Here is a 22,101-nt window from a genome sequence, read left to right on the forward strand (position 1 = left end):
TTTGGTCCAGTACAATCCCCATCATGGCGGAGCAAGGACTGCGCGAACGCAAGAAGCAGGCGACCCGGCGGATGATCGCGGACGTGGCCACCGGCCTGTTCGTGACCCGCGGGTTCGACGCGGTGACGGTCGCCGAGATCGCCGAGGCGGCCGGTGTGTCCAAGATGACGGTCTTCAACTACTTCCCGCGCAAGGAGGACCTGTACCTGGACCGGCACCTCGACCGGCTCCGCGAGCTCGAGGCCGTCGTCCGCGACCGGCCCGCCGGCGAGCCGGTGGCCACCGCGATGCGCCGCTACCACCACGAGTTGCTCGCCGCGGGGCACCCGCTGTCCGGTGCGATCGCCGGTGTGCACGGATTCTGGAGCGTGCTGCAGTCCAGCCCCGCGCTGATGTCCCGCATGGTCGAGCAGGAACACGAGATCGGCGACATGCTGGCCGGCGTACTGGCTGAGGAGACCGGCGACGAGTTCTCCGCACGCCTGGTCGCGAACCTGCTGACCGCGACCATCACCACGATCTTCCGTACCCCGGTCGGCCGGATCGTGGCCGGCGACGACGTCGAGCAGGTCCGCCGTGATCAGGCGGCCGTCATCGACCGCGCCTTCGACGTACTGGAACAAGGAATCGGCCCTCGGAGGGAGCCGCTTCACTCCGACGGGTGAGGCGCCGAGGGGCGGTAGGCCGGATGCTCGGAACGTGAGCACAACAGACCGTCCCGTCCCCCGCTGGGCCTACCTCCTCGCCCACGCGATCCCGTTCCTGACCTTGCCGTCCGGGCTCTGGCGGCTGGGCCTGGTGTTCGGATCGTCGATGGGCATGCTGGACGACAACGGCAACCCCGCCCAACTCGGCGGTATCGGCGAGAAGGTGTACGTCGTCTCGCTGTCGATCGTCTCCGAACTGGTCGCCCTGACCGCACTGGGCCTGGTCAGCCGCTGGGGCGAGGTCGCGCCGCGCTGGATCCCGTTCATCGGCGGCCGGCGCATCCATCCGTACGCCGCGATCGTGCCCGCCGTCCTGGGATCGCTGTCCCTGATCGCGATCTGGACGTACGGGTTCCGCGACGCGTACACCGACCACTTCATCCCGTTCTCCGGCACGGGCTGGAAGGTGCTGATGCTGGCCTGCTACTCGCCGCTGAACTTCTGGGGTCCCGCGCTGCTGGCCGTCACCTGGGCGTACTACCGGCGCCGGGTCAGCGCGCTCGCGGTCGCGGTTTGAGCGTCGTCACGGGCAAGGGCGGTGCCGGCAGCGGATCCCCGTCGTACCCGGGGACCATCGGGAACCGGTCGTTGCCAGCAGCATCGATCGCGGCCTGCCAGGCGTTCCGGGCGGCGACGATCTCCTCGTGCGAGCGGCCGATGAAGTTCCACCACATCACCAGCTCCTCCTCGAACGGCTCGCCGCCGAGCAGCAGGAAGCGCACACCATTGCCCGAGGCAACGAGCTCGATCGCGTCGCGGCCGGCGCCGAGGTAGGTCATCTCGCCGAACCCCGGGCTCAGTTCCCCGACCGTCAGCGATCCGTCGACCACGAGGACGGCGTACTCGTTGGACGCAGTGAGCGGGAGCGAGACCGTACGGCCTGGCTCGATCGTGACGTCGGCGCCGACGAGCGGGGTGTACGCCGGGGCGGGTGAGGTGACACCGGCGACGGTCCCGATCATTACCGTCACCTGCGCGCCGTCGAGCTCGAGTCGAGGCAGGTCGGCGTACGCGTTGAAGGCCGGCGGGGTCGTCGTACGGACGTCGTCCGGCAGGGCGACCCACAACTGGGCGCCGTGCAGCCTCGGCGGGGCGTCCGGGGTGGAGACCTCGGAGTGGGCGATGCCGTTGCCGGCGGTCATGATGTTCAGCTCACCCGGGCGGACGAACGCGTGGGATCCGACGCTGTCGCGGTGCTCGATCTCGCCCTCGAACAGCCAGCTCACCGTCTGCAGGCTCGTGTGCGGGTGCGGCGGGACCTGCATGCCGCGCTCCCCCGGTACGTCGTACGAGTCGACGCGCTGGGTCAGGTCCTCCGGTCCGTAGTGGTCCACGAAGCACCAGGCGCCGACCATCCGACGGTTCTTGTTCGGGAGCAGCCGCCGTACCTTCGTGGTTCGCCCCAGGACGACGTCGCGCGCCTCGAGCATCTCCAGCGCGGGACCCTCGCAGTCCCCGGTCCCGACGACCTCGGCCGGGTCCTTCTCCAGATCACTCATGACGCCGTCCATTCCGCGAGTTGCTGCTGGTCCCAGGTGTTGATGACGCGATCCGGCGTCACCCCACAGTCCTCGGCGCGTTCGCAGCCGTACACCTGCCAGTCGAGTTGGCCGGGCGCGTGCGCGTCGGTGTCGATCGAGAACACACAGTCCATCTCGACCGCCATCGAGAGCAGCCGCTTGGGCGGGTCGAGCCGTTCGGGACGGGAGTTGATCTCGACCGCCGTACCGAACTGACGGCACGCCTCGAACACGACCTCGGCATCGAACTCCGACTCGGGACGGGTTCCGCGACCGCCGGTGATCAGCCGGCCGGTGCAGTGACCGAGGACGTCGACGTGCGGGTTGGCGATCGCGCGGACCATCCGCTCGGTCATCGGCTCGGCCGCCATCCGCAGCTTCGAGTGCACGCTCGCCACCACCACGTCCAGGCGGGCGAGGATCTCGGAGTCACAGTCGAGCGAGCCGTCCTCGTTGATATCGACCTCGATACCGTTCAGGATCGTGAAGCCGTCCAGCTCGTCCTGGAGCTTCTTGTTGAGCTCGGCAACGACCTCGAGCTGCTGCAGCCGCCGTTCCCGGGACAGGCCGTTGGCGACGGTCAGCCGCGGCGAGTGATCGGTGAGCGCGATGTACGAGTGGCCCAGGCGGTGCGCCGTACGCGCCATCTCCTCGATCGGGCTGCCGCCGTCGGACCACTCCGAGTGCAGATGCAGGTCCGCCTTCAGCTCGGCGCGCAGCCCTTGCCCCGCGCCGGTCAGCTCCCCCGCGTCGCCCTCCAGCTTGACCAGGTACGCCGGGGTCTCGCCGTCCATCGCCTCGATGATCACGGCCTCGGTCTTCGGCCCGATCCCCGCCAGTTCGGTCAGCGTGCCGGCACGGCGGCGCGCCCGCACCTCGGCGGCCGGTAACGCGGCGATCGTGTCGGCCGCCCGCCGGTACGCCTTCACCCGGTGCGTCGGCTGGCGATCGCGCTCAAGGTAATAGCCGATCGCCCGCAGAGCGGCAACGGCGTCTGCCACGCCCGCATTGTCGGTCATGCGCCTAATCATGGCAGCGCGGACCGCCACGCAGACAGAACCCGGTGAAACGATGCCTGGAATGGCGATCTGGGTGGGTTCTGCCTGCATGGCGGTTCGGGGTCTACGGTTGGGGCGTGGCCGATCCGAAGCACGTCGCACGGGCCGAGCGCCTGCAACACGCGACCGGGGCCCTCGCCACGGCCGCGATGGCGGCGATGGACGCCAAGCTGCCGTGGTTCGCGACATTGTCGGCGCAGGATCGGTCGTGGATCGGGCTCGTCGCGCAGTCCGGGATCTCGGCGTTCGTCGAGTGGTTCCGCGACCCCGAGGCGCACTCCTCGATGCCGACCCGGATCTTCGGCTCCGCGCCGCGGGAGTTCACCCGGGTGATCTCGCTGCACCAGACCGTCGACCTGGTGCGGACCACGATCGAGACCATCGAGAACACCATCGGCACCCTGCTGCCGCCCGACGACGTGCCGATCGTCCACGAGGCCATCCAGCGGTACGCCCGCGAGGTCGCGTTCGCCGCCGCGACCGTCTACGCGCAGGCCGCCGAGATGCGCGGCGCCTGGGACGCCCGTCTGGAGGCCCTCCTCGTCGACTCCGTCATCCGCGGCGAGGCCGACGAGTCGGTCCGTTCCCGCGCCTCGGCCCTCGGCTGGACCGGAGCCGCCGGTACGACGGGAGCCGCCGAGGTCGCCGTGGTGGTCGGACGGGCTCCCGCCGAACCGGCCGAAGTCCGCAACGCCGGCTCGAACGTCGCGGACCTGGTCCGGCACGCGGCCCGCGAAGCGGGTGCTGACGCTCTGTGCGCGATCCAGGGCGACCGCCTGGTGGTAGTACTCGGCGGTACGAGCGAACCTGTCGAGATCGTACAAAAACTCGCGCCCTGGTTTGGACCCGGTCCGATCGTGGTGGGACCGGTCGTGAAGGACCTGATGTCGGCCGTGACCTCGGCACGAGCCGCCGTCGCCGGGCTCCGCGCCGCGGTGGCCTGGCCGGGTGCCCCACGACCGGTGCCGGCCGACGAACTGCTCCCGGAACGGTCACTCTCCGGAGACGGCCACGCGCGCCGGCAGCTCGCGAACGAGGTCTACGGCCCGCTCACCATGGGCGATGGCGTGCTCCTCGACACGGTCTCGGCGTACCTGGACTCCGGCGGATCGATCGAGGCGACGGCCCGGGCGATGTTCATCCACGCCAATACCGTCCGGTACCGGTTGAAGCGTGTGGCGGACATCACGGGGTACAACCCGCTGAATCCCCGCGACAGTTTCACGTTGCGTGTCGCACTGGCCCTGGGTCGGCTGCTCAATCCCGAGCCGGGAAGCACCGTTTTGTAGGATCTCTACAAACCGGCCCCGGAGAATTCGTGCTCGCCTTTCCGCTCACGACCGGCCCGGCTGAGGGAGAGTGGTCACGTGCTCGTCATCGTCGCGCCCGGTCAGGGTGCCCAGACCCCAGGATTCCTCGAGCCGTGGCTGGCGGATCCCGTGTTCGAGAGCCGGCTGAACTGGCTCTCCGCGGTCGCCGGTCTCGACCTCGCCCACTACGGCACCGAAGCCGACGCCGACACGATCCGGGACACCGCGATCGCGCAGCCGCTGCTGGTCGCCTCCAGCATGCTCGCCGCGCTGGCGGTCTTCCCGCACCCGGCCGACGCCTTCACGAAGGTCGGCGCGGTCGCCGGTCACAGCGTCGGTGAGCTCGCCGCCGCGGCCGGCACCGGCGTGCTGTCCGCCGAGCAGGCGATGGTCCTGGTCCGCGAGCGCGGCAAGGCGATGGCCGCGGCGGCCGCGCTGACGCCGACCTCGATGACCGCGGTGCTGGGCGGCGACCGCGACGAGATCCTCGCGAAGCTCGCCGAGCACGGCCTGACGCCGGCCAACGACAACGGCCCCGGCCAGATCGTTGCCGCAGGCACCGTCGAGGAGCTGGAGGCGCTGGCCGCCGATCCGCCCGCGAAGGCCCGGCTGATCCCGCTGTCGGTGGCCGGTGCGTTCCACACCAGGCACATGGAGCCGGCCGTCCAGACGCTGGCGAAGTACGCGACCGCGATCAGCACTCACGATCCGCGGACCCGCCTGATCTCGAACCGCGACGGCCACATCGTCCACGACGGCCGGGACGTCCTGCAGCGGCTCGTCACCCAGGTGAACTCGCCGGTCCGCTGGGACCTGTGCATGCAGACCATGGCCGAGCTCGAGGTGACCGGCATCCTGGAGCTGCCGCCGGCGGGCACCCTGACCGGGATCGCGCGGCGCGCCCTCAAGGGTGTCGAGACGTTCGCGCTGAAGACCCCGGACCAGCTCGACGACGCCCGCGCGTTCGTCGACAAGCACGGCAGCCCGTCCGAGATCGACGCCTCCCCCACCTGGCGCCTGCTGGTCGCGCCGATCAAGGGCACCTTCACCCGCAAGGTCGACGTACCGCGGGAGTCCGGAGCGACCGTCGAGGCCGGTGAGGTCGTCGCGAAGGTGGCGAGCCTGCGGGACGAGGTCGACGTGACCGCGCCGCACGGCGGCATCGTGGTCGAGTGGCTCGTCGAGGAAGGCGACCCGGTCGCCCCCGGCCAGCCCTTGGTCCGCCTACACCCCGCCGGGAGCAACGCATGATCACCGCATCGACAGGCTCGCAGTACGCCGGGATTCTCGGGATCGGGTCGTACCGGCCGCGCCGGGCAGTGCCGAACTCGGAGATCCTCGAGCAGATCGACTCCAGCGACGAATGGATCCAGACCCGCTCCGGGATCAAGGAACGGCGCTGGGCCAGCGAGGACGAGACCGTCCTGATGATGTCGGTGAACGCAGCCAAGGAAGCGCTGCAGGACTCCGGTATCGACCCGTCCGAGATCGGCTGCGTGATCGTCGCGACCGTCACGCACCTGTACCAGACGCCGGCGATCGCGACCCGGATCGCGGTCGAGGTGGGCGCCCCGACCGCGGCGGCGTTCGACATCTCGGCGGCCTGTGCGGGCTTCTGCTACGGCGTCGCGATGGCCAACGACCTGGTCCGCGGCGGCAGCGCGAAGTACGTGCTGGCGATCGGGGTCGAGCGACTCAGCGACATCACCGACCGGACCGACCGCGGTACGGCGTTCATCTTCGCCGACGGCGCCGGTGCCGCGATCGTGGGCCCGACCGACGAGCCGGGCATCGGCCCGGTCGTGTGGGGCTCCGACGGCACGCAGCACCAGGTGATCAGCCAGAAGGAGTCCTGGCAGGAGGTGCACGGCAACCACAACTGGCCGCACCTGACGATGGACGGCAACCCGGTGTTCCGCTGGGCGTCGTTCGAGATGGCCAAGGCCGCGCAGAAGGCGCTGGACGTGGCCGGTGTGAAGGCGGAGCAGCTCGACCTGTTCGTCCCGCACCAGGCGAACATGCGGATCACTGACGCGATGCGCCGCACGCTGAAGCTGCCCGAGCACGTCAAGGTCGCCCGCGACATCGAGCGCCAGGGCAACACCTCGGCCGCGTCGATCCCGCTCGCGATCACCGCGATGCGCGAGGCCGGCGAGGCGAAGAGCGGCGACCTCGCCCTGATCATCGGCTTCGGAGCCGGGCTGGTGTACGCAGCCCAAGTCATCCGGCTTCCGTAGTCCATAGTTGTCCGGGGGCGGCTCAGGTGGCCGCACCCGGCTGTGACAGCCAGAAGAAATCCGAAAGGGAACCAGAGAACATGGCCAGCACCGAAGAGATCCGTTCCAACCTCGCCGAGATCGTGAACGAGATCGCCGGCATCCCGGTCGAGGACGTCCAGCTGGACAAGTCCTTCACCGACGACCTCGACGTCGACTCGCTCTCCATGGTGGAGGTCGTGGTGGCCGCCGAAGAGAAGTTCGACGTGAAGATCCCCGACGACGAGGTCAAGAACCTGAAGACCGTCGGCGACGCGGTCGCGTTCATCGAGCGCGCCCAGAACGGCTGACGTACGCCGTCACCCGTGCTGGCCCGGATGCTCATCGGGCCGTGAACACGGTCCGATGAGCACCACGCAGTACACACCCCTCGCTCCCAACCGCAGAACGCTCATGTGAAGGATGAGGTAACCATGTCGAAGACCCGAGTCGTCATCACCGGACTCGGAGCCACGACTCCGCTCGGCGGCGATGTGACCAGCACCTGGGAAGGGTTGCTGGCCGGTCGCTCCGGCGCACGGCGGCTGACCGACGAGTGGGTGCAGAACCTGGCGGTGCAGATCGCCGCACCGGTCGCGGTCGAGCCGACCGAGGTCATCGAGCGCGTCAAGGCCCGCCGTCTGGACCGTACGGCGCAACTCGCCGTCGTCGCCGCCCGCGAGGCCTGGGCCGACTCCGGCCTGGAGGACTCCGGGCTCGACAAGGAGCGGCTCGGTGTGGCGGTGGCCTCCGGTATCGGCGGCCTGCACACCACGCTGTCGAACTACGACGCCCTGCAGCAGAACCCGCGCCGGGTGTCGCCGCTGGCGATCCCGATGCTGATGCCGAACTCGTCGGCGGCCTACGTCAGCCTGGAGCTCGGCGCGAAGGCCGGCGTCCACACCCCGGTGTCGGCCTGTGCGTCCGGCAACGAGGCGATCTGGCTGGGACTGGACCAGATCCGGCTCGGCCGCGCGGACGTGGTGGTGGCCGGTGGCGCCGAGGGCGCGATCATGGCGCTGCCGCTGGCCGCGTTCGGGATGATGCAGGCGCTCAGCAAGCGCAACGACGACCCGGAGAAGGCGTCGCGTCCGTGGGACGTGGACCGCGACGGGTTCCTGCTCGGTGAGGGCGCCGGGATCCTGATCCTGGAGTCGTACGAGCACGCGAAGGCGCGCGGCGCGAAGATCTACGCCGAGCTCGCCGGCGCGGGGATCTCCGCCGACGGCCACGACATCGCGCAGCCCGACCCGACCGGTTCCGGTGCGCGGCGGGCGATGGAGCGGGCGCTGTCCGAGGGCGACCTGACCCCGGCCGACATCTTCCACATCAACGCGCACGCCACCTCGACGCCGCAGGGCGACATCGCCGAGTCGCTCGCGATCCGGCAGGCACTCGGCAAGGAGGCCGACCACGCGGTCGCCACCGCGCCGAAGTCGATGATCGGTCACCTGCTCGGCGGCGCCGGCGCGGTCGAGTCGGTCGCCACCGTGCTCGCCCTGAAGAACCGGGTCTCGCCGCCGACCATCAACGTGGACAAGCTCGACGACGCGATCGAGCTGGACGTCGCGACCGAGCAACGCAAGCTGCCCGACGGGGACATCGCGGCGCTGAACAACTCCTTCGGCTTCGGCGGCCACAACGCCGCCATCGCCTTCAAAACGCTGTAGTCCCCCTGGAGGCTTCATGACCGTCGCCCCGGCGAAACCCGCCAAACTGCCCCGTGAGCTGGACCCGCGGAACCCCGTGACCCGGCTGACGAACCTGCTCGACCCGGGCAGCCTGGAGCTGATCACCCCGGACAACCTGTCGGGGATGATCGCGGTCCGCGGGAAGATTGCCGGGGCGAAGGTCGTCGCGTTCTGCTCCGACGCCACGGTGATGGGCGGCGCGATGGGCGACGAAGGCTGCGACGTCGTCGTTCAGGCGTACGAGGTGGCGCGCGCCGAGCAGGTGCCGATCATCGGCCTGTGGCACTCCGGCGGCGCCCGGCTGGCCGAGGGCGTGCTCAGCCTGCACGCCGTCGGCAAGATCTTCTACGCGATGACGCAGGCCTCCGGGAAGATCCCGCAGATCTCCGTCGTCCTCGGCCCGGCGGCCGGCGGAGCGGCGTACGGTCCGGCGCTGACCGATGTCGTCATCCTCGGTCCGGAGGGCCGGATCTTCGTGACCGGCCCGGACGTGGTCCGCTCGGTCACCGGTGAGGACGTCGACATGCTCCGCCTCGGCGGCCCCGAGCCGCACGGGCGGCGGTCCGGCGTCGTCCACATCACGACCGACAGCGAGGCGACGGCGCTGGAGCAGGCGCGCCGGCTGGCCGATCTGCTCGCCAACCAGGGCACGATGTCGACCGCGATCCCGGACACCGACCTGTCCGGGTTCCTGCCCGAGTCGGCGAAGCGCGCGTACGACGTCCACCCGCTGGTCGGAGGGGTGCTCGACGAGGACTCCTCGGTCGAACTGCACCAGCGGTGGGCACCGAACATCGTCACCACACTCGGTCGCCTCGGCGGCCGCACGATCGGCGTGATCGCGAACAACCCGCTCCGGCTCGGTGGTTGCCTGGACGCCCTGTCCGCGGAGAAGGCGTCCCGGTTCGTCCGGATGTGCGACGCGTTCGGCGTACCGCTCGTCGTCCTGGTCGACGTACCCGGGTATCTGCCCGGTGTCGGTCAGGAGTGGGACGGCGTCGTACGACGGGGCGCCAAGCTGCTGCACGCGTTCGCGGAGGCCGTCGTACCGCGGGTGACGCTGGTGACCCGGAAGACGTACGGCGGGGCCTACATCGCGATGAACGCCCGCTCGCTCGGCGCCACCCGGGTCTTCGCGTGGCCGCGCGCCGAGGTCGCCGTGATGGGCGCGGTGGCCGCCATCCGGGTCCTGCACCGCCGCAAGCTCGCCGAGGTGGATCCGGAGCTCCGGCCCCAGGTCGAGGCCGAGCTGGCCGCGGAACACGAGAAGATTGCCGGCGGCATCGACCGGGCCATCGAGATCGGCGTCGTCGACGAGGTCGTCGAACCGACCTGCACCCGCACCGCCCTCGCGACCGCCCTGGCCACCGCCGAGGCCGGCGGACCGATCCGCGGCAACCACGGCAACATCCCGCTGTAGCCAGCCCTGAAACGGCTGGAAGGGCACGAACCCGGAGGTTCGTGCCCTTCACGTGGTGCGGCCGCTGTTTTTAGACAACCACCGGGGGTGTCCCGACACCCGGTGGCCCAGCGGCCACGGCCCCTCCCACCCTTGTAGAACGTCTGATGCTCAGTCTCACCGAAAAGTTCGGCGACGTCCCCGAGTTCACAGGTTTCTTCTGAAGTTCTCAGGAACTCCTCAGACCACCTGGTGCAGCCAGCGCACCGGGGCGCCGTCACCGGCGTACCGGAAGGGCTCGAGTTCGTCGTCCCACGGGCGGCCGAGCAGCCGCTCGACCTCCTCGGTCAGGTCGGCCTCACCGCTCGCCGCCTTCAGCATGGCCGCCTTCAACCGCTCCTCGGGCACCATGATGTCGCCGTGGACGCCGGTGGTCGCGTGGAAGACCCCGAGCGCCGGGGTGAAGGAGTACCGCTCGCCTTCGACGCCGTTGCTCGGCTCCTCGGTCACCTCGAACCGGAGCTTCTGCCATCCGCGCAAGGCGGACGCCAGCTTCGCCGCGGTCCCGGCCTCAGCCTGCCACGACAGTTCGGCCCGGTACTGGCCCTGGGCCGCAGGTTGCGGTGTCCAGTCCAGTTTCACGGGCACGCCAAGGATGCCGCCCGCGGCCCACTCGACATGAGGGCACAACGCTGACGGCACCGTGTGGACGTACAGAACGCCACGAGTCGTCGCCACCGGGACCTCCTGTGCTCGAGGGGCGCCTTCCCCAGCGTTCTCGATCACTCGTCTGTCGGTCCTGGCGGTACTGATCCCGCAAGGCATCACAAGATGCCCCGCAGAACTCTGGTACATCTTGCACCACAGCCCCCTTCAACACCAGCAACCTCGCCGTGTCAACTACATCACCGTCGTGTCGCGATCTCAGCTGGACCCGCGGCGCACCAGGCGGGTCGGGAGAATCAGGGGTGTCGGCGTGTCCCCGGAGATCAGCGCGAGCAGCATCCGTGCCATCTCCCGGCCGAGAGACTGGATGGGCTGGGCGACGGTGGTCAGCGGCGGATCAATGTGGCGGGCACCGGCGATGTCGTTGAACCCGACGATCGCTACGTCGCCCGGCACCGAGCGTCCCGCCTCCTTCACCACCTGCAGCGCGCCGACAGCCATCTGATCGGACGCGACGAACACGGCGTCCAGGTCGGCGTGCTTGTCCAGCAACTCGCGCATCGCGGCGGTCCCGCCGTCCTCGGAGAAGTCGGCGTGGGCAACTCGGCTCGCGTCGAGTCCGGCGACGGCGAGCGCCTCCTGGAAGCCCTTGTACCGCGCACCGCCGGCGCCCTCGTCCATCCGGCCGGTGATCGTCGCGATCCGGGTCCGTCCGCTCGCGATCAGATGTTCGGTCGCGAGCCGTGCTCCGCCGCGGTTGTCCGCGTCGACGTAGTACCGCGGTTCGAAGCCGATCGGGCACCCGCCGAACACCACCGGTACGTCGGACTGCTCGGCGAGCCGGGCGAGCGGATCGTCGCCGTGCATCGACATCAGCATCACCCCGGCGGCCTGCCGCGTCCGCAGCAGTTGCTCCAACCGGGTCCGCCCTCGCGACGACGTTGCCAGCAGCAACATCAGCTCCAGCTCGGTCTCGTCGAGCGTTGCCGAGATGCCGACCACGACCTCGGCGAAGAACGGGTCGGCGAACACCTGCGCGCTGTCGCTGGAGATCGCGAGCACGACAGCGCCGGCCTGCTGCGTCGCGAGCGCCCGCGCCGTCGCATTGGGCACGTAGCCCAGGTCGGCGACGGCCCGCAGTACGGCTGCCCGTTTCGCCTTGCTGACGTGCGGGGCGTTGTTGATGACACGCGATGCCGCCGACCGGGACACACCGGCACGCTCGGCGACCTCGTCGAGCGTCACCTGGCGTCTGGAAAGGTCGGTCACCGGCGGTTCCTTACTCTTGGCGTAGGGCGAGCGTAGAACATCACGACCCGAACGCGCCGTTCAACTCCTTCGGCGGAGCAGAATGGGAGCGGTTCCAGCGTACATCTCGCTCTTGACACGGCTGGTGACGGTCGGCAGCATCAGGTCCGGTCGGTTCGTAACTGCAAGCGCTCCCAGACCAGCTTCCGGAGGCCTGCCATGCCCAGATCCCGACGGCGGTCCGGCACGATCGCCCTGCTCGGCGCCCTCACGCTGGTCCCCTTCGTCACCACACCGGCAGCTGCCGATCCGCCGTACGAGCGGGTGCTGAACGGGACCTTCGACACCGGCAAGGATCCGTGGTGGAGCAACATCCCCGCCGACGTGACGGACGGCCGGTTGTGCGCGCAGATCCCGGCCGGCACGGCCAATCCCTGGGACGCGATGATCGGCCAGGACGACCTGCCGCTCGAGCAGGGCCAGCCGTACACGATCAGGTTCGACGCGTCGGCCAGCCGGCCGGTCCAGTTCCGTACGGCGCTACAGCAGTCGGCCGCGCCGTACTCGACGGTGCTGAACAAACCCGTCGACGCCACCACGACACCGCAGACGTTCGAGTTCACCGGGACGTCGCCGGTCACCGACACGCACGGGCAGGTGTCGTTCCAGGCGGGTGGCGCGACCGAGGCGTACACGCTGTGCCTGGACAACATCTCGGTCGTCGGCGGCATCGTGCCACCGGGCGGGGTCCGCGACTACGGCCCGGCGGTGCGGGTCAACCAGCTCGGGTACGTCGCCGGCGGCCCGAAGCGAGCCACCTACGTCACCACGACGACCACGGCACAGACCTGGCAGCTGCTTGACGGAGGCAACCAGATCGTTGCTACCGGCAAGACCAAGCCGTACGGCCCGGACGCGCTCTCCGGCGACAACGTCCAGTTGATCGACCTCGGCACCTACCGTCGCACCGGCACCGGCTTGCGCCTGAAGGTGGGCGACGACCTCAGCGACCCGTTCGACATCGGCACCGACGTGTACGCCGGGCTCCGGCAGGACGCACTCGAGTACTTCTACAACAACCGCAGCGGCATCCCGATCGAGGCGCAGTACGTCGGCGACGCGTACGCCCGACCCGCCGGCCATCTCGGCGTCGCCCCGAACAAGGGCGACACCTCGGTCCCCTGCTTCCCCGCCACCTGCGACTACAGCCTCGACGTCCGCGGCGGTTGGTACGACGCCGGCGACCACGGCAAGTACGTCGTCAACGGCGCTCTGGCCGCGTGGCAACTCCTCGACCTGTACGAACGATCAGCCGGCCACCACGATCGTGGGACTGCCGACAACACGCTGCGCATCCCCGAGGCCGGCAACGGGAAACCCGACGTACTCGACGAGGCGAAGTGGGAGCTCGACTTCCTGCTGCGGATGCAGGTACCGGCCGGGCAGCCGCTGGCCGGGATGGTGCACCACAAGATCCACGACGAGAAATGGACCGGCCTCCCGCTCGCACCGGCGGCGGATCCACAGCAGCGTTACCTCTACCCGCCGTCGACCGCGGCCACGCTGAACCTCGCGGCACTGGGTGCGCGCTGCGCTCGGGTGTACGCGAAGTGGGACAAGGCGTTCGCCACGAGGTGCCTCCAATCGGCCGAGACGGCCTGGACCGCGGCCCGGCAGCACCCTGCCGTCTATGCGCCCGCCGGTGGTGAGGGCGGTGGCGCGTACGACGACACGAAGGTGACCGATGAGTTCTCGTGGGCGGCCGCGGAGTTGTTCGCGGCGACGGGCAAAGCGTCGTACCGGAAGGCCATCACCACCACGTTGAAGGCGGCGGACGGGTTCTCCTGGCAGGAGACCGGTGGACTGGCGGATCTCGCGCTGGCCCGGGTGCCGTGGCGGCTGTCACTCCTCGACCAGTGGAAGCTGCGCCAGCGGATCGCCGGAGTCGCCGACACCTACGTCGCCGACCTGAAGTCGCAGGGCTACGCCAACCCCTACAAGCCGGCGGACGGCAAGTACGTCTGGGGTTCCAACTCCGGTACGGCGAACAACGCGATGATCCTCGCGATCGCTGCAGACCTGACCGGCCGGACCGCCTATCGCTCGGCGGCCTTGGAGTCGCTCGACTACCTGCTCGGCCGGAACGCGGTCGGCCAGTCGTACGTGACCGGCTACGGCGAGCGGTCCAGCCACAATCAGCACCACCGCTTCTGGGCGCACTCGCTCGACCCGGCGCTGCCGTCGCCGTACCCGGGCTCGATGGCCGGCGGCCCCAACTCCGGACTCCAAGACCCCGTTGCCCAGCGCAACCTTCAGGGCTGCGCCCCGGCCAAGTGCTACATCGACGAGATCGGCTCGTACTCGACCAACGAAGTCGCCGTGAACTGGAACTCCGCCCTTGCCTGGCTCACCGCCTACGCCGATTCCTAGGGGCAGTGTCCTTCTAGAGGCTGCGTCCTGCTAGGGGAAACGGGTGGCGAGGGCGATGCAGGCGCCGGCCGCGGCGAGGGTGAAGAGCATCGCGATACCGGCGTACCGGGCGGTGATCTCCTTGTCGACCTCGTCGTACCCGACCGAGGAACCGATGTCCTTGTAGACGTCCTCGAGCTCACCGGCCGACTCCGCGGTGTAGGCCTTGCCGCCGCTGATCTCGGCGACCGACCGCAGCTCGGCACGGTCCGGTGGGACCCGCTGCCGGATGCCGTCCATCTCGATGAAGCCCGAGTCGGTGCCGAAGCAGATCGTGTACACCGGGGTGCTCTTCGCCTTCGCGGCCTGCGCGCCCTCCTGGGCGGTCCGTCCGACGGTGCGCTTCCCGTCGGACAGCAGCACGATCCGCGCCGGGGCCGGCTCGGTCGGGTGCTCGGGGTCCGGCGGGACCTGGGTGAGCGCCTGCAGCGAGGTGAAGATGCCTTCACCGGTCGCGGTCGACTCGGCCAGTTCGAGCCCGTCGATCGAGCGCAGCACGGTCGCCCGATCGGTGGTCGGCGGCACGATGATGGAGGCCGTACCGGCGAAGTTCACCAGCGCCACGTTGAACTTGCCCGGCAGCTGGTTGACGAAGTTCTTCGCCGACTTCTTCGCGGCCTCGAGCCGGTTCGGGTCGATGTCGGTGGCCATCATCGACAGCGAGACGTCGATCGCCACCACGATCGTGGCCCGCTCGCGCGGCACCTTCACCTTGGCCTTCGGCTGCGCGAACGCCACGACACAGGTCAGCGCGGCCAGCAGCGCCAGCCCGACGGCCAGGTGCCGCCGCCACTGCGGCCGCCGCGGCGCGACCCGGTCCAGCAGCGCGATGTTGGTGAAGCGCAGCGCGTACTGCGAGCGACGGTGCTGGAGAAAGATGTACCCCGCGAGGATCAGCGGGATGAGCAGCAGGAACCACAATCTGGCCGGAGACAGGAACTCCATCAGCGAGCCACTCCCTTCGGCGGTTGGTGCAGACGGGCCGCGACATGCCGGTAGGCGAGCACGAACCGCACGGTGTCGGCGACCCAGTCGCGGTCGGTCCGCAGCACCAGGTGCCCCGCACCTACCCTACGCAGGGCGGCCCGCGTTCGTTCCCGCTGCGCGAGCGCGGCCATCCCGAACGCCTCCCGGACCTTACGCCGCCGGGTGTCGATCTCGCGCACCTCGCCGGTCTCCGGGTCACCGATCGTGACGACACCGATGTTCGGCAGCTCCAGCTCCCGCGGGTCGACGATCTCGACCGCCAGCACCTGGTGCTGCGCGGTCAGCTTGCGCATCGCGCGCTCCCAGGACGGCTCGATCTGGCTGGCCACCTCGCCGTCCTGCGGGGTGAGGAAGTCGGAGACGACCACGCGCAGTCCACGCTTACGCTGCGTCCGCGCCATCGACTCGAGCGCCGCGGCCAGGTCGCTGCGGTGCGCCTCCTCGTCGCCGTTGAACTGCTCGGCCAGCAGCGCGCGCAGCAGGCCGTAGAGCGCGAGCCGCCCGGACCGTGCCGGCCAGCGGCGCAGCGCCGAGTCGCGCAGCATCAGCCCGCCGAACCGGTCGCCGAGCCGGTGGGTCAGGAACCCGACCGTGGCGACGGCCGCGACCGCGAGCTCCCGCTTCTCGAGCGTCGACGTACCGAAGTCCATCGAGCCGGACAGGTCCACCAGCGCCCAGGTCTCCAGCTCACGGTCCGCGATCAGGTCGCGGACGTGCGGAACCGTGGTACGCGCGGTGACCGCCCAGTCCATCCGCCGTACGTCGTCGCCGACCTGGTACTCACGCGCCTCGGCGAGCTCGGTGCCCGGCCCCGGCAGCAGGCCGAGGTGCTCCCCGTGCAGGTAGCCCTCGAGCCGCCGTACGACGGTCAGCTCCAGCCGCCGCAACGCACGCTCGGGGGCGAGCTGCGAGATCGTCATCGCAACTCGTGGATCTGGGCGGTTGGGCACTACACGAACTCCGGGCGGCCGGAGCCGTCGGCGCCGTCACGCCAGACCGGCTGCGGCGGCGGGACGGTGGCCAGGATCCGCTCGATCACGGCGCGCGGGTCGATGTTGTCCGCGACCGCGTCGAAGGTCAGGCCGAGCCGGTGCCCCATCACGTCCAGCGCGACGGTCTGGATGTCGCTCGGCAGCAGGTAGTCCCGGCCGTGGATCAGCGCCAGCGCCCGGCCGGCCGCGATCATGCCGAGGGTCGCGCGCGGGCTGACGCCGAGCTCGATGATCGGCTCCAGGTCGGGCAGGTGGAAGTCGGTCGGCGTCCGGGTCGCCATCACCAGGCGGACGGCGTACTCCGCGACCAGGTTGTGGACGAAGACCTGCTCCGCGGACCGCTGCAGCTCGAGGATCGTCTCCGGCTTCAGCACCTGCCGGGGCTCCGGCGGGTCGACGCTCATCCGGCGAAGGATCTCGAACTCCTCGTGACCGCGCGGATGCGGTACGTCGATCTTCACCAGGAACCGGTCCCGCTGCGCCTCGGGCAGCGGGTACACGCCCTCGGACTCGATCGGGTTCTGGGTCGCGATCACGATGAACGGCTTCGGCATCGGGAACGTCTGGCCGCCGATCGACACCTGCCGCTCGGCCATCAGCTCCAGCATCGCGGACTGCACCTTGGCCGGCGCGCGGTTGACCTCGTCGGCCAGCACGAAGTTCACGAACGTCGGGCCGAGCTCGATGTCGAAGGTCTCGCGGGTCTGCCGGTAGATCCGGGTGCCGACGATGTCGGACGGGACCAGGTCCGGGGTGAACTGGATCCGGGCGAAGGTGCCCCCGACCACACTGGCGAAGGTCCGGACGGCGAGCGTCTTGGCAACGCCCGGAACGCCCTCGAGCAGGCAGTGCCCCTTGGCCAGCAGCGACACCATCAGGGTCTCGACCATGTGCTCCTGGCCGACGATCACCCGCTTGACCTCGCCGACAGCCTCGCCGATCAGCCGGGACTGCTGGGCCACCGTTCCTGCCGGCACCGTCGTTTCGGTCATGCCTGTCCTTCCGGGGCCCGCACGCGGACCATGTCATTCCCCACTGTCTCCACCGCTCGCAACGCCAGCCCATTCCATCAGATCACCGGGGCCAGCGCCGCTACGCCCCGTCCCATCCTCCCCCGCCGCCCCAAATCCCGCCCCGCCTCACCTTGAGCACCCACCAACCAAATGTCCGGTCCGGAAACGGTTGGTGGGTGCTCAAGGTGGGTTCGGCGACAGTGCTACCGGGGATGTGGTGGGATTGGGGTGATGACTGCGACCGAATCCCAGCCGAAGGTGCAGCCGGAGGACCGGCCTGCGCTGGAGATTCCGGACGCCCTCCCGCTGCAGCCGGAGGATCCGCCGCGGGTCGGCGAGTTCTGGCTCCGCGGGCGGCTCGGCGCCAACGCGGCCGGCTACCTGTACACGGCCAGCTCCGAGGACGGCCGGGACGCGATCGTCGCGATGATGACCGAGGGATCGGCCGACGACGCCGCCGCCCGCGAGCGGTTCGTGAACGCCGTCGACGACCTGCCCGAGGACGCCGTACTCGCGCACAACGACTCCGACGACGACGATCTGGCGCTCTGGGTCGCGATCGGGCCGATCCGGACCGACGACGGGTCCAGCGCGGCGTCCGACGAGCGGCTGATCGCGGAGCGCCGGGGCGAGGAGGTCCTGTCCGCGGTACTGATGGACAGGATCCCGCAGCCCGGGAAGCTCCGCGGACCGGACTTCCGGCACTACTGGGAGAACCGTCGGCGTCCCGGTCTGTTCCGGATCTGGCCGCTGCCGTGGCCGAACGTGCTGCGCCCGGCGTCGCGGTGGGCGCTGGCGCTCGCGCTGCTGACGATGGCCGTGATCATGGCGCTCGCGGTGTTCCTGGCGTGGCTGCTGTTCCGGCACGCGGCGCCGCTGGAGCCGGAGCCCGTCATCCCGACCCCGAGCGGGACCACGACGGTCACGGTGACCCCGACCACACCGCCGCCGGGGACCGGGACAGGTTCCGCCACGCCGCCGACCGCCAGCCCGACGACGGCCACACCGAGCACCGGCATCCCGACGGTGGCGCCGTCGGGTTCGCCCGGTACGGCGACGAACCCGGGCGACAAGTTCTAGTTCGCGTCCTCGCGCCTCAGCAGATTCAGTAGGCCGAGCAGGCTGATGACGGCCCAGCTGCCCTCCAGCAGCAGGAAGCCCCAGGACAACTGCACGGCCGCGATCGTTGCCAGCACCCCCGATCCGATCAGGTTCAGGAGTTGGTACGTGATCGTGCGCTGCTGCAGCTTGCCTGCCTGGGCGGCCGCGAACGCGGCCAGAACGGTGAGCGCACCAACAATTTCGACGACATCGATCGCATGCATGGGACGACCCCCTCCCTGAGGGGCAAGGCGTCGTCGTCACAGACCGGGTACGGCGCCGCTCGTCCGGGGAGCCGCTGAAACGCGAACTCCTACTCCCAGGATAGCAAGCGCAGGAACTCCGGGTCCTTCCAGAGCTGCTCCGGCACCGGCTGCCGGACGAGCGCGGCGTCGGCCCGGATCTCCGCGGGCGACGACGCCGCGATCAGCACCGACGTGACCGCTGAATGCCTGCTGGGGAAGGCGAGCGCCGCCTGCGGCAGCGAGACGCCGTACCGCTCGCAGACCGCCGAGAGCCGGCGCGCCTGGATGGTCTCCACCTGCAGCACCTGTGGCGTGAGTACGCCGGACACGACCGCAGACACTCCGCGCGCGAGGCAACGATCCAGCAGCGGCCTGGCCGACTGGTCGAGCAGCTCGTATTGCGCGGTGAGCAGCACGCAGTCCAGTTCGACGTCCCGAACCAGCCGATCGAGCTCGCGCCAGTCGTCCGACACCGCCCCGAGTGCTTTGATCACGCCGTCGCGCCGCAGCCGATCGAGCACCGGGTACGCCGCGTCGTCCTGCGCGAACACCAGATCGACGGCGAGACCGAGTCGCTCGCTGCTCGCCCGGATCGAGTCCTCCGGGTCGGCGCCGACCACCTTCGTCGACACCAGGAACTCACCACGTGGCCGCCGCTGCAGCGCCGTACCGAGTCGTCGCTCGGAGTCGCCGTACGCCGGGGACGTGTCGAAGAACCTGATGCCGGCCTGGTACGCCGCGTCGACCGTCGCGACTGCCGTCTCGTCTGCGGTCCCGTCTCCTGGGTCCGCGTCTTGGTCGCCGAGATGTGAACCGCCGAGCCCGAACCGTGGCGGCCGGAACCGGGCCGTGGAGCGGGGTGCGAGCACCTGGCTAGGTGCAGCCATAGCACTCACCTCCCCTGGTCGGTTACCTACCAGGATCAGGGCTCAGCTGCTTCTGCGCATCTCGAACTAGCGACCGGATTCGTACAGGGACTGCACCTCCGCGTCGGTCAAGGCTCGGTCGTACAGGTGCACCTGGTCGATCGTCCCGTCCAGGAAGTCGACCGGGTTGCCGCCGAACTTCGCCCGGCCGATCACGGTGTTGCCGGTCGAGCTGGAATCCAGCGTGCAGGCGGACTTGGCGGCGACGAGCTGACCGTCGACGTACAGCTTGAGCTCACCCTTGACCACGTCACGCACGCCGGTGACGTGGTACCACTGCCCCGGGTTCGGCTTCGTCGGCGACAGCGCCCGGATGCCCGGGAAGCTCATTGCGAACCGTTGGTCCTGACCGGAGTACTGCAGGAAGAACGCACTGTCTCGATCGCCGTCCTGGCTGACGAACGTCTGGAACGAGCCGTCGGCCTTGTTCAGCTTCACCCAGGCGCTGGCGGTGTAGTTCTTGCTGGTGTCGAGCAACGCCGCACCGGTGTCGGCGTGCTGGCCGGATCCGTTCAGCGCGAGGCCTTGGCCGTTCTTGCCCGGTCCGTAACCGGCGCCACCTTGCAGCGTCGCGTCGTTGTTGCCGACGGCATCTTCTCCGGATCCGTCCAGCGGGTAGAAGTGGATGCCGTCGGCGCCGGGCGTGCCTGGGCCGGGATCCGGGGCTCCGGTGCCGCTTCCGTCGGCCTTGTCGATGATCCGCTGGTTGATCGTGCGGACCTGGGCGAAGTCCATCTTCGGCACCCGGCGGTCGTAGGTGAAGAAGCCGTTCAGCTCCCCCTCGACGTCGGTGATCTGGGTGTAGACCGAGCCGCTGATCCCACACTGTTGGGCGGATCTGAGCACATCGGTCTGGTTCTCGACGTACCTACGGGTGAGCGTCGCCGAGTCCGGCTCCATCTCGTACGCCGACCCGTCGCCGAACCACATGTGGTCGGGCACCTTCAGGCCGAACCCGCCGTGCTCACCGTCGACCGCCGCACGGTCGCTCGTCGGCGCCGTGGTCGCCGGGCCGAGGTAGGCGTGATAGTCGAGCAGGTCGCCGCGGCCGGAGTCGCCGTGCGAGTTGCAGCAGTTCACCCCGCTGTGGGCGTTGACCAGGCGGGACGGGTCCTGCGCCTTGACCGAGTCGGCGATCGCGCCGGTCTCAGTCCGGTCCCACTCGCCCCAGCCCTCGTTGAACGGCACCCAGACGGTGATCGAGGTGAAGCTCTTGTGTTCCTCGACCATCTCGTGCAGCTCGGACCTGAACTGGGTGCGCCACGGCTCGGGCATCGCGTCGGTCTTCGACGCCGGCATGTCCTGCCAGACCATCAGGCCGAGCTTGTCGGCCCAGTAGTACCAGCGGTCCGGCTCGACCTTGATGTGTTTGCGGACCGTGTTGAAGCCGAGTCGCTTGTGTTGTTCGAGATCGAAGCGAAGGGCCGCGTCGGTCGGTGCGGTGTTCAGTCCGTCCGGCCAGAAGCCCTGGTCGAGGGTGGACAGGTTGAACAGGATCCTCCCGTTCAGCGCCATCCGAAGTTTGCCGTCAGCACCTTTCTGCAGTCCGACCGAGCGCATCCCGGCGTACGAACCGATCTGGTCCACCATTTTGCCGCGGTCGAACAGCTTGACCTTGAGGTCGTAGAGGAACGGGTTGGCGGGCGACCAGGTCTTCGGGTTCGGGATCTTCAGCCGGAGTTCGGCGTCCGCCTTGCCTTTCACCTGGCCGACCTGCCGGCGTCCGTCGTACGCCGTGACTTCGACGTCGAGCCCCGTCGGTCCGGAGGTGTCTGCGGTGACCTTAAGGGTCTGGTTCGGCAGGTCCGGCGTGATCTGGAGGCGGCTGATCGAGGCGGCGTTCACCGGCTCCATCCAGACGGTCCGCCAGATGCCGGAGCTGCCCTGGTAGAAGATGCCGTGGTCGCCGACCTCACGCTGCTTGCCGATCGGCTGGTACGTCTCGTCGGTGAGGTCCTCCGCCCAGACGATCAGCTCCTGCGGGCCCTTCGCGTGCAAGGCGTTGGTGACATCGACGTCGAAGCCGTCGTACCCGCCGCGGTGCGTGGCGACCTGACGCCCGTTGACCCAGACCTTCGCGTCGTAGTCGACCGCGCCGAAGTGCAGCACGAGCCGCTGGCCCTTCCAGTTGTCGGGGACCTGGAAGGTACGGCGGTACCACATGCGGTCCTCGTGCTTCTGCAGACCGGAGAGGGCGGACTCGATCGGGTACGGGACGAGCACCTTCTCGTCGAGCGTGCGCCCGAATGGCAGCTGCTCGTCGATTGCGGCGGGCGCCCACTCCCACAGGCCGTTGAGGTTGCGCCATTCGGGGCGGGTCAACTGCGGGCGCGGGTACTCGGGGAGAGCGTTCGTTGGCGAGACGTCGTCGGTCCACGGTGTGGTGAGGGGCGGTGTGCCAACGTGCCAGTCGGGTGTCGCCTGAGCCGTTGGGACCAGGACAGCTGAGGCCACGAGGACTGCTGCGGTGAGGACTTTGAGCACGGGTGTCGTCCTTTCGGGGCGGAGAAAGGC

20 protein-coding genes and 1 riboswitch are annotated in these 22,101 nt (G+C 69.6%); of the genes, 10 read left to right on the forward strand and 10 right to left on the reverse strand.

Annotated elements, in window-relative coordinates; all coding sequences use genetic code 11:
- Positions 1–23: 23 nt before the first annotated feature.
- Both E0H45_RS43695 and E0H45_RS27620 read left to right on the forward strand, forming a co-directional pair.
- Positions 24–665 (forward strand): TetR/AcrR family transcriptional regulator, encoded by a 642-nt coding sequence (locus E0H45_RS43695; RefSeq protein ID WP_131342641.1) that lies wholly within the window; start codon positions 24–26, stop codon positions 663–665.
- A gap of 34 nt (positions 666–699) precedes the next feature.
- A complete protein-coding gene (locus E0H45_RS27620) occupies positions 700–1,224 on the forward strand; it encodes a hypothetical protein (RefSeq protein WP_131342643.1) in 525 nt (174 codons plus the stop codon).
- Here the strand turns inward: E0H45_RS27620 and E0H45_RS27625 are convergent.
- On the reverse strand, positions 1,199–2,206 hold the full coding sequence (locus E0H45_RS27625) for a pirin family protein (RefSeq protein ID WP_131342645.1): 1,008 nt from the start codon (positions 2,204–2,206) through the stop codon (positions 1,199–1,201). The genes E0H45_RS27620 and E0H45_RS27625 overlap by 26 nt on opposite strands.
- A complete protein-coding gene (locus E0H45_RS27630; protein WP_131342647.1) occupies positions 2,203–3,246 on the reverse strand; it encodes a PHP domain-containing protein in 1,044 nt (347 codons plus the stop codon). Before E0H45_RS27630 ends, E0H45_RS27625 begins: the two co-directional genes overlap by 4 nt.
- A gap of 116 nt (positions 3,247–3,362) precedes the next feature.
- Here E0H45_RS27630 and E0H45_RS27635 point away from each other — a divergent pair, with 116 nt between their 5' ends.
- From E0H45_RS27635 to E0H45_RS27660, 6 genes are all read left to right on the forward strand, one after another.
- On the forward strand, positions 3,363–4,574 hold the full coding sequence (locus E0H45_RS27635) for a PucR family transcriptional regulator (RefSeq protein ID WP_238155318.1): 1,212 nt from the start codon (positions 3,363–3,365) through the stop codon (positions 4,572–4,574).
- Between the two features lie 78 nt (positions 4,575–4,652).
- Positions 4,653–5,846: an acyltransferase domain-containing protein gene (locus E0H45_RS27640; RefSeq protein WP_131342649.1), complete on the forward strand. Its 1,194-nt coding sequence runs from the start codon at positions 4,653–4,655 to the stop codon at positions 5,844–5,846.
- Entirely contained in the window at positions 5,843–6,832 is a 990-nt protein-coding gene (locus E0H45_RS27645) for a beta-ketoacyl-ACP synthase III (protein WP_131342651.1), read from the forward strand. Before E0H45_RS27640 ends, E0H45_RS27645 begins: the two co-directional genes overlap by 4 nt.
- An 80-nt stretch (positions 6,833–6,912) precedes the next feature.
- Positions 6,913–7,161 (forward strand): acyl carrier protein, encoded by a 249-nt coding sequence (locus E0H45_RS27650; RefSeq protein WP_130446978.1) that lies wholly within the window; start codon positions 6,913–6,915, stop codon positions 7,159–7,161.
- A gap of 123 nt (positions 7,162–7,284) precedes the next feature.
- Entirely contained in the window at positions 7,285–8,520 is a 1,236-nt protein-coding gene (gene fabF, locus E0H45_RS27655; RefSeq protein ID WP_131342653.1) for a beta-ketoacyl-ACP synthase II, read from the forward strand.
- Positions 8,521–8,536: 16 nt separating this feature from the next.
- Entirely contained in the window at positions 8,537–9,961 is a 1,425-nt protein-coding gene (locus tag E0H45_RS27660; protein WP_131342655.1) for an acyl-CoA carboxylase subunit beta, read from the forward strand.
- Between the two features lie 219 nt (positions 9,962–10,180).
- Here the strand turns inward: E0H45_RS27660 and E0H45_RS27665 are convergent, their stop codons facing one another.
- Together E0H45_RS27665 and E0H45_RS27670 are read right to left on the reverse strand one after the other, a co-directional pair.
- Entirely contained in the window at positions 10,181–10,678 is a 498-nt protein-coding gene (locus E0H45_RS27665) for a DUF3145 domain-containing protein (protein ID WP_130380557.1), read from the reverse strand.
- A gap of 186 nt (positions 10,679–10,864) precedes the next feature.
- A complete protein-coding gene (locus E0H45_RS27670; RefSeq protein WP_131342657.1) occupies positions 10,865–11,875 on the reverse strand; it encodes a LacI family DNA-binding transcriptional regulator in 1,011 nt (336 codons plus the stop codon).
- A gap of 198 nt (positions 11,876–12,073) precedes the next feature.
- Here E0H45_RS27670 and E0H45_RS27675 point away from each other — a divergent pair, with 198 nt between their 5' ends.
- Entirely contained in the window at positions 12,074–14,284 is a 2,211-nt protein-coding gene (locus E0H45_RS27675; RefSeq protein ID WP_131342659.1) for a glycoside hydrolase family 9 protein, read from the forward strand.
- Between the two features lie 30 nt (positions 14,285–14,314).
- Here the strand turns inward: E0H45_RS27675 and E0H45_RS27680 are convergent, their stop codons facing one another.
- From E0H45_RS27680 to E0H45_RS27690, 3 genes are read right to left on the reverse strand one after another with little or no spacing between them, the layout of a single operon-like run.
- On the reverse strand, positions 14,315–15,268 hold the full coding sequence (locus tag E0H45_RS27680) for a VWA domain-containing protein (RefSeq protein ID WP_131342661.1): 954 nt from the start codon (positions 15,266–15,268) through the stop codon (positions 14,315–14,317).
- Positions 15,268–16,230, reverse strand: coding sequence for a DUF58 domain-containing protein (locus tag E0H45_RS27685; protein WP_131342663.1), 963 nt, complete (start codon positions 16,228–16,230; stop codon positions 15,268–15,270). Before E0H45_RS27685 ends, E0H45_RS27680 begins: the two co-directional genes overlap by 1 nt.
- 29 nt (positions 16,231–16,259) lie before the next feature.
- The gene (locus E0H45_RS27690) at positions 16,260–17,294 is read right to left on the reverse strand and encodes an AAA family ATPase (RefSeq protein ID WP_131342665.1); all 1,035 of its coding nucleotides are present in this window, start codon (positions 17,292–17,294) and stop codon (positions 16,260–16,262) included.
- A 252-nt stretch (positions 17,295–17,546) separates the two neighbouring features.
- On the opposite strand from E0H45_RS27690, the gene E0H45_RS27695 reads away from it, so the two are divergent.
- On the forward strand, positions 17,547–18,395 hold the full coding sequence (locus tag E0H45_RS27695) for a hypothetical protein (protein ID WP_131342667.1): 849 nt from the start codon (positions 17,547–17,549) through the stop codon (positions 18,393–18,395).
- Here the strand turns inward: E0H45_RS27695 and E0H45_RS27700 are convergent.
- The 3 genes from E0H45_RS27700 to E0H45_RS27710 all read right to left on the reverse strand — a co-directional run bounded on the left by E0H45_RS27700 (position 18,392) and on the right by E0H45_RS27710 (position 22,071).
- A complete protein-coding gene (locus E0H45_RS27700) occupies positions 18,392–18,640 on the reverse strand; it encodes a CBU_0592 family membrane protein (RefSeq protein WP_131342669.1) in 249 nt (82 codons plus the stop codon). The two genes, E0H45_RS27695 and E0H45_RS27700, sit on opposite strands and share 4 nt — an antisense overlap.
- 24 nt (positions 18,641–18,664) lie before the next feature.
- Positions 18,665–18,730, reverse strand: a riboswitch (guanidine-III (ykkC-III) riboswitch).
- Positions 18,730–19,548: an aldo/keto reductase gene (locus E0H45_RS27705; RefSeq protein WP_131342671.1), complete on the reverse strand. Its 819-nt coding sequence runs from the start codon at positions 19,546–19,548 to the stop codon at positions 18,730–18,732. (Overlaps the previous riboswitch by 1 nt.)
- Before the next feature lie 66 nt (positions 19,549–19,614).
- A complete protein-coding gene (locus E0H45_RS27710; protein ID WP_202872530.1) occupies positions 19,615–22,071 on the reverse strand; it encodes a LamG-like jellyroll fold domain-containing protein in 2,457 nt (818 codons plus the stop codon).
- Between the last annotated feature and the right edge of the window lie 30 nt (positions 22,072–22,101).

The organism is Kribbella soli (assembly GCF_004331345.1).
GTDB lineage: Bacteria > Actinomycetota > Actinomycetes > Propionibacteriales > Kribbellaceae > Kribbella > Kribbella soli.